8 protein-coding genes are annotated in these 7,797 nt (G+C 50.3%); 6 read left to right on the plus strand and 2 right to left on the minus strand.

Translation table 11 applies throughout. The annotated features are described in order from the left end of the window. Positions 1-358: 358 nt before the first annotated feature. Both C4B57_11015 and hpt read right to left on the minus strand, forming a co-directional pair. On the minus strand, positions 359-607 hold the full coding sequence (locus tag C4B57_11015) for a hypothetical protein (protein ID PXF52456.1): 249 nt from the start codon (positions 605-607) through the stop codon (positions 359-361). Between the two features lie 36 nt (positions 608-643). Continuing rightward, complete coding sequence (gene hpt, locus C4B57_11020; GenBank protein PXF52457.1) at positions 644-1,207, minus strand: hypoxanthine phosphoribosyltransferase; 564 nt, start codon at positions 1,205-1,207, stop codon at positions 644-646. 108 nt (positions 1,208-1,315) lie between these two features. Here hpt and C4B57_11025 point away from each other — a divergent pair, with 108 nt between their 5' ends. The 6 genes from C4B57_11025 (at position 1,316) to holB (ending at position 7,661) form a co-directional block, all read left to right on the plus strand. Then, the gene (locus C4B57_11025) at positions 1,316-1,525 is read left to right on the plus strand and encodes an FmdB family transcriptional regulator (protein ID PXF52458.1); all 210 of its coding nucleotides are present in this window, start codon (positions 1,316-1,318) and stop codon (positions 1,523-1,525) included. A 175-nt stretch (positions 1,526-1,700) separates the two neighbouring features. Next, on the plus strand, positions 1,701-2,453 hold the full coding sequence (locus tag C4B57_11030; protein ID PXF52463.1) for an ABC transporter ATP-binding protein: 753 nt from the start codon (positions 1,701-1,703) through the stop codon (positions 2,451-2,453). Then, positions 2,440-3,633 carry a hypothetical protein gene (locus tag C4B57_11035; protein PXF52459.1) on the plus strand — a complete coding sequence of 398 codons (1,194 nt, stop codon included), beginning with the start codon at positions 2,440-2,442 and terminating at the stop codon, positions 3,631-3,633. Before C4B57_11030 ends, C4B57_11035 begins: the two co-directional genes overlap by 14 nt. Before the next feature lie 28 nt (positions 3,634-3,661). Next, positions 3,662-5,311 (plus strand): NAD+ synthase, encoded by a 1,650-nt coding sequence (locus C4B57_11040; GenBank protein ID PXF52460.1) that lies wholly within the window; start codon positions 3,662-3,664, stop codon positions 5,309-5,311. Positions 5,312-5,479: 168 nt separating this feature from the next. Beyond that, entirely contained in the window at positions 5,480-6,568 is a 1,089-nt protein-coding gene (locus tag C4B57_11045) for a metal-dependent phosphohydrolase (protein PXF52461.1), read from the plus strand. Next, positions 6,507-7,661 (plus strand): DNA polymerase III subunit delta', encoded by a 1,155-nt coding sequence (holB, locus tag C4B57_11050; protein PXF52462.1) that lies wholly within the window; start codon positions 6,507-6,509, stop codon positions 7,659-7,661. Before C4B57_11045 ends, holB begins: the two co-directional genes overlap by 62 nt. Positions 7,662-7,797: the final 136 nt, after the last annotated feature.

The raw sequence follows: 7,797 nt of genomic DNA on the forward strand, positions 1-7,797 counted from the left end.
TGGCTATGGTGGTATTTTTACCCATAGCTTGAGAAAAGACGATCACAGCTTGCCTCTGAAGGCTCAAAAGAGCCTCCTGTGCTGCGTCACAAAATTCGCCTGCGCTTATATGAAATATCCAGTGATCCACTTATTGCCATGATTCTTCGAATAGTGGCAAAAGAAGAAGCGGTGGTAGAAAATTTTGAGGAAAGTCCGGCAGGCAGGATTTTGGAATGGTTCAAAGAACAGCCAATCGAGTCATTTTAGTTGAATTAATCTTTCATTGTCCCCGATTTTCACGCCGCTCTGAAGACAATTGCCTTAATCGCCAGTAAATTCCTTCCTTACCACTGCCAGATTTTTTTACTACAAACGTTTATTGAGCAGATGCACGAATTTCCTGGCCCATTTCTTCAGGTTTGGCCTCCTGCGAGGCCCGGCTCCCGTTGATGGTCTCAATTATCTGAAAGGGCAAATTCACCCGCGGAACTTCTTTCAGGGACCCATCTTCATTGTATTTTCCTGGCCAGATCAGTGCGGTTGTTTGATATCTTTGCTTTGGGCTATCAGGATAAGCCATGGACAACAGTCCTTTATTTATCAGCAGATTAAGGACATGCAACACAAGCTTTCGGTCTGCTGGATATCTCCTTTAGACAACTTATCTGTCCGACGGGGCGAACCCCTCTGGCTGATAACCCGGATTGAGGTGGTACACCGCTGGTAAGCCACGGTAATTCTCGTCAAAGTCCAGTCCATAGCCCACCAGGAACCCGCGCGGGATATCGAATCCAACGTAATCGACTTCTATTGGTACCTCTCTGCGCTCCTTCTTGTCGATCAGGCAACAGATCCTGACCGAGGCCGGATTGTGCAGCTTCAGCACCTCTTTAAGGTATTTGAGTGTATAACCTGTATCTACTATATCCTCTACAACCAGGACATCCTTGTCCTTAATGTCAAGCTCTATGTCCTTAGTAAAGCTTATCTGGCCCGATGGCTCCGTCTGAGAACCATAGCTGGCCAGGCGTACAAAGTCGATCTGCAGGGGATTCCTGATGTGCCGTACGAGATCCGCCATGAAAATAAAGGCCCCGTTAAGAATACCGATGAGCACCATGGGACGTCCGTGGTAATCTCTGGAAATTTGTTCCCCTAACTCATTTACTCTGGTCTTAATGGTTTCAGATGACAAGACCTCCTGAAGCTGATCTTTATTATCCAAGATTTAATCTCCTCTCTTAGTCTTCTTTGACAACCTGCTTTTATAAATTAACTTACATTCGAGTTGTTTGCCAGTACCGGCTTAGAAAGCATAGAGGCCAATTTCCTTATGCCAATTTTTGAATATACATGCAAGAAGTGTAACAAGGTTTTCGAAACTCTTGTGCTTTCATCCGGGTCTATCAAGGGGATTCAATGTCCCGAATGCGGATCAGGGGAAGTGCAGAAGATGCTGTCGAGCTTTAGCTGTGGTTCAGCGAATCAGGGACCCGGCGGCCTAAGTGGCGAATCGAGTTGCGCCTCTACACGATTTCAGTGAACTTGACATTTCCAGCCGTCGGCTGGTCAATCGGAAATTCTCAGGTATAAAAATCATCCCCAGGCTTCCACATTGCTTCTTGTAAATTCAGGGCATACCTCTTACATTCTTGCCGTTGACTTTGCTGTCCGTTTCAACAGAGTTCAAGCAAATCACCAGGGAGGTCAGGCTTTTTATGCTACAGATAGAAGATCTTTGGGTTGAAGTCCAGGGCCGCGAGATCCTCAAGGGGATCAACCTCCGGATAGGAACGGGCGAGACACACTGCCTGTTTGGTAAAAACGGTTCGGGGAAAACGACGTTGCTCGTGACCCTGATGGGCTTTTCCGGTTACAAGGTCAAGCATGGTCGCATACTCTTCAAGGGAGAGGATATCACGCACCTGCCAGTTAACGAAAGGGCCAGGCTCGGCCTCGGGCTGTCCTTTCAGCGTCCGCCTACCCTGAGAGGGGTGAGGCTTAGAGACTTGTTGGCCTTATATGACAAGAGATCCAATGCCGTGGGTCAGTTAGCTGCTGCCTATAATTTTGAGCACTTTCTGGGAAGGCAAGTGAACCTCGGCTTTTCCGGCGGTGAGATAAAGAAGTCCGAACTGCTCCAGCTTCTGGCCCAGGGTCCGGACCTGGCACTCCTTGATGAGCCGGAATCCGGTGTAGATATTGAGAACCTGGATGTGATATGCCAGATGATACGCAAGCTGCTGCAAAAAGAAGTGCGCAAAAACCGTCAGAAGTCCGGTCTGATAATTACCCACACCGGACTTATACTAAACTATGTGAATGCTGATAAGGGACATGTCATGCTGAACGGGCAGATATACTGCCATGGAAATCCCCGGGATATATTTGAGAGAATCAAAAATTACGGCTATGAAGAGTGTGCCAAATGCCGTCTATTCGAACAAGGCTTAAGATATGAACTATTCTGAAAACCGTTACGACACAAAAGACCTGAGTGATGAGGACCTGCTGGAGACCTTCAAGCCTGCCTCTGAGGTAGAAGGGCCGAAAGATATAGGGGAGTTTGGAGAAGAAGAACTTGAAAGGCTCAGGCAGACCGGGATCGATCTCAAAGCTCCGGATAAGGCAGGGACCTTTATTCAGACAAACTGCAGTATCCTGAAGTGTGATTGTGAAGCGCATGGCATAGAGCTGCTCCCCATCACGGAGGCGCTCAAAAAATACGACGGCCTCAAGGACTATTGGTGGAAGCTCGTATCAACCGAGAAAGATTCTTTTACGAGGGAGGCTGATCAGAAACTCGATAACGGTTATTTCATTCGGACCCTTCCTGGTGAAAAGGTTGTTTATCCGCTCCAGACCTGCCTTTACATCAGGAATGAAAACGTGGCCCAGCGCATTCACAACATAGTGATAGCAGAAGAGGGTTCCGAACTGCATATCATCACAGGATGCTCCACACATCCACATCTTACCTCAGGGCTGCACATAGGGATATCCGAATTCTTTGTCAAGAAGGGGGCAAAGCTCATCTTTACCATGATCCATAACTGGGGTGAAAATGTCTATGTGAGGCCCCGTACAGGTATCAGGGTGGAGGAGGACGGCGTCTTTCTCTCCAACTACATATCCCTTAGGGGCGTAAAGTCTGTCCAGACCTTTCCGGCAGCCACACTCAGCGGCCGAAATGCCCTGGCCCGCTTTAACTCGGTCATCGTGGCCCCTGACGGCTCGGATATAGACACTGGTGCCAAGGTCATACTCGAGGCCCCCGGGAGCAGGTCCGAGATAATATCCAGGACCATATCTTTCGGAGGCCGGGTAGTGGCCAGGGGACACCTTGTCGGCCTTGCCGCCGATATAAAGGCACACCTTGAATGTCAGGGCCTGATATTGGCAGAAAACGGCGTGATTCACGCCATACCTGAGCTGGAGGCCCATGTGGCAAATGTGGATATGTCCCATGAAGCGGCCGTAGGCCGGATAGCCCAGGAGGAGATCGAATACCTCATGGCCAGGGGTCTCGGTGAAGAAGAGGCCACATCCGCCATAGTCAGGGGATTCCTGGACGTCAAAATAAACGGTCTGCCTCCGGAGCTGGACAAGGAGCTGCAGGAAGTAGTGGAAGAGTGTCATAAGGGAATGTAAGGAATTATGAATTAAGATTGGGATAAAGGTGAAAATAGGTCTGGCGCAATACGATCCCACAATAGGGGCCTTTAGGCACAATGTAGCCCAATTGGTCCGTCTCGCCGGAAAGGCCAGGGACGGAGGGTGTGAATTGGTTATATTTCCTGAGCTCGCAGTATGTGGTTATCCTCCAAGGGACCTGCTGGAACGCGAAGAGTTTATACAGGACAACCTGCAGGCCATGGATTGGCTGATGTCAGAGGTAAAAGGGATTGCCGTTCTGTGCGGCTGTATTTCACCAAACACCAAAAGGGCCGGGAAACCCATACATAATACGGCCGTCCTGTTTGAAGAGGGAAATGTCCTGGCCAAAGTGCACAAACGCCTTCTTCCCAGCTACGACATCTTTGATGAAACCAGGTACTTTGAGCCGGGGACCGAGAGTACGCCGGTCAACTTCAGAGGACTATCTCTTGGCATTACGATATGCGAGGACATCTGGAACGATAGCGACCTCTTCCTTGAACACAGCTATCCTGTGAACCCTGTGGCTGAGCTGGCAGAAAAAGGGACGGATGTCTTTATAACAATAAATTCTTCTCCGTTTGACATAGAAAAGACCGCCTTCCGTTACCATATCTTAAGACACCTTGCCATCAAATACCGCAGGCCCTTCTTTTATATCAATGCAGTCGGAGGGCAGGACTGTCTGATATTTGACGGAAACAGTATGGCCGTTGATCATGCCGGGAATATCATGGCCCGGGCAAAGGATTTTTCAGAGGACCTGGTCACATGCGATACAAAGGCCCTGCAAGGCGAAGTGCACATCGTCTCCGGTTCAAAGGAAGAGGCCGTGGTCAAGGCACTGAAGCTGGGCCTGAAAGATTATGCAACCAGGTGCGGTTTCAGCAAGGTCGTGCTGGGCCTGAGCGGCGGGATAGACTCTTCCGTGGCCGCCGCTGTTGCTGCACAGGCCCTCGGCCCTGAAAATGTGCTGGGAGTCATAATGCCCTCTCCTTATACATCAGAGGCAAGTATTGAGGACGCGGAGGCCTTGGCCCGGAACCTGGGGATCCGGACCATTACAATTCCCATATCAGGCATTTTTGATTCATATCTTGGAACCCTTGAGCCGGTTTTTTTCGGAAGAGGCCGAAATACTACCGAAGAGAACATACAGGCCAGGATCAGGGGCAATCTGCTCATGGCCATTTCCAACAAATTCGGACATCTGGTGCTCTCCACGGGCAACAAATCGGAACTTGCGGTTGGGTACTGCACGCTCTACGGGGATTTGAGCGGCGGCTTTGCCCTTGTCTCGGATCTGCCCAAGACTATGGTCTATAAGGTGGCCGGATATCTCAACTCAGAGGGAGAAATAATCCCCAAGCGGGTGCTGACAAAGGCCCCTTCGGCAGAGCTGAGGCCCGGGCAGAAGGACCAGGACGATCTCCCGCCCTATGAGATCCTGGATGCAATACTCGAAAAGTATCTGGAGCATAATACCTCGCCCGACCGGATAATTACAGAGGGTTTTGATCCGGAGACAGTACACGGGATCGTACAGATGGTCGACCGCAGTGAATACAAACGTCATCAGTCCCCTATAGGCCCGAGGGTTACCGGCAGGGCCTTTGGGTATGGCCGCAGGTATCCGGTTTGCCATGGATATGGGAGACAATTAAAAAATTAGAAATGATTACACTGCAAAAAGTCTGAAATATGATTCCGCTCAAAAAGCCCGAGATGCAAGGCGCGAAATTTTCCAGGAATGAGACGTACTTGGCGTACGTCGCATGGGCTGGAAAATTGAAGCAACGCCGCAGATTGGGTTTTTTCAGCGGAATCAGAAATTAGAAATTTGGAAAAAGGAACCTATATATCGGCAATCCAGCCCGGAGCGACTGTGGAGGGTCTTTTTTGCGTCAGTTCCAAGCGAATGCTTGAGACAAGAAACGGGGAACCCTATCTGGCCGTCACCCTCACTGACAGGACCGGTGAGATTGAGGGCCGGGTCTGGGAAGGGGCCAAACGGCTTGATGCAGTCTTTAGTAAAGGAGATTACGTCCGGATAAGGGGAGAGGCACAGAAGTTCAGAGAAGCCACACAGCTGAAGATCACTCATCTGGAATCAATAGGGGACGATGGAGTGGATCCGGGCCTTTTTCTCCCTGTTGCTCAGGCCGACACCGATGAACTGTGGTCAGAGTTCAGGAAGTATATCAGGGGGATCAAATCCGATGTCTTTGTCTCTTTATTAAATGAAATATTCAGGGACCGGAAGATCAGCAAGGCCTTCAAGCTGGCACCCGCAGGAAAGAGGATGCACCATGCCTATATCGGCGGACTGCTGGAGCATAGCGTCTCGGTGGCAAGGCTGGCGGATTCCGTATGCAGGCTATATCCCCACCTTGATCGGGACCTTCTGGTATCAGCCGCCCTGATTCACGACATCGGAAAAATAGAAGAATTCACCTTTTCCCGCCCTCCGATAGACTATTCAGACAAGGGCAGACTCCTTGGTCATATCGTACTGGGTATTTCTATTATTGACAATTTTGTCGCAAGACTCGGCATTAAGGACTCATCTCAGCAGATAGTCACCCTGAAACACCTCGTGCTCAGCCATCACGGCCAGAGGGAATTCGGTGCGCCTGTAGTCCCCATGATGGAGGAAGCCATAGCACTGAATTATATAGATGACCTGGATGCCAAACTGAACTATCTTGGAGGTCTGAAAAAAGATATTCCCGGGGCGGCTTATGGTTGGACTGAGTATCAGAGGCTCCTTGAGCGTCATTTCTACCTTCAGGGTCAGGACAAGGCCCTGAAAGAGTCAACAGAAGACATAGAAGCGGAAGACCCGTCTGCCCCGGCCGAGCCTTGTGATGCCGTGCGTGGCCGGCCAGGTACTCAGCCCAGCCTGTGGTCAGGAAAAAAACAAGTGTGAACTTAAGCGTTCACATTACCCCGGACAGGGAGTGAATTTACGTGTGAACAGGCAAGCGCCGGCTGATATTCCAGGCCAGGAAAGGGCCTTCCGGCTCTTCGGCCGCATGATGAAAAGGGGCCTTTTGGCCCATGCCTATCTATTGGCAGGACCTTCCGGAGCGGGCAAAGAGGCCCTGGCCCTTTCCATTGCGAAATTGCTCCTGTGTGAACACCCTTATCCTGGAGAGGACCATCCAAGGCCATGCGGCAGTTGTGCAGGGTGCATCAAGTTTGAGCACCGCACCCACCCTGACCTTGAGATCCTGAAGCCTCAAGGGGCAATGATAAAACTGGATCAGGTCCGTGATCTGCAAAAGGCCCTGTCCTTTTCTCCCCTGGATTCCCGGCGCAGGGTGTGCCTTATACTGGAGGCCCAAAAGATAAATCTTCCATCGGCAAATGCCCTTCTCAAGACCCTGGAAGAGCCTCCTGACAGAAACCACCTGATACTCACGGCCACCTCGGTCAGGGCCCTCCTGCCCACCATTGTATCCCGCTGCCATGTGATACACTGCGAAGGCCTGTCAGTCAGCGCCATTACGGAGCACATTAAAGGAGAAGGGCTTTGTCCCTCTGGCTTGGTCCAATCTCTGGCCCGTTTTTCAGAAGGCAGCATCTCAAAGGCCAGAGACTTACTTGAGCAGGATGTTTTTTCAGTGCGGGAAGACCTGTTCAGGTTTCTGAAAAGCAGGAGGGAAAAGGCGCTTTCCATGCTGTTTATCTTGTCAAGGCAGATTTCAGGCAGCCGGGAGAGCATTCTCCTTGCTGTACATGTAATCCGCACCTTTCTCAGGGATTTGATGATGCTTAAAGGGCTTCGGAGTGACGACAGGAAAGAACCAAAGGAACATGCTGCTCAAATGCTTTTCAACCCTGATTACGTGAATGACCTTCGGGCAATTTCACATCTCTTCGGCTCACAGGACCTGGCCGGGTATTGCCAGTGGCTGGATAAAGTGGAGTGGCTGCTGGATCGAAATATAAGCAGGGAGTTCCTGGCGGAATCCATCCTCATTTTCTGGGTAAGGAAGCGCAGGCATGAAAATAATTAGCCACCCGCTCGCTATGCTCGCTCGATCCACACAGACGTATACAGACAAAAAAACTTATATGACTATTGAGTTAGCTCCGCTTCGATATATAGTCTTTGATTATTGGGTAATCATCCCTTGTCCCTCCAATGCTCTC

Source organism: Deltaproteobacteria bacterium, from assembly GCA_003194485.1.
Taxonomy (GTDB): Bacteria; Desulfobacterota; Dissulfuribacteria; order Dissulfuribacterales; family UBA3076; genus UBA3076.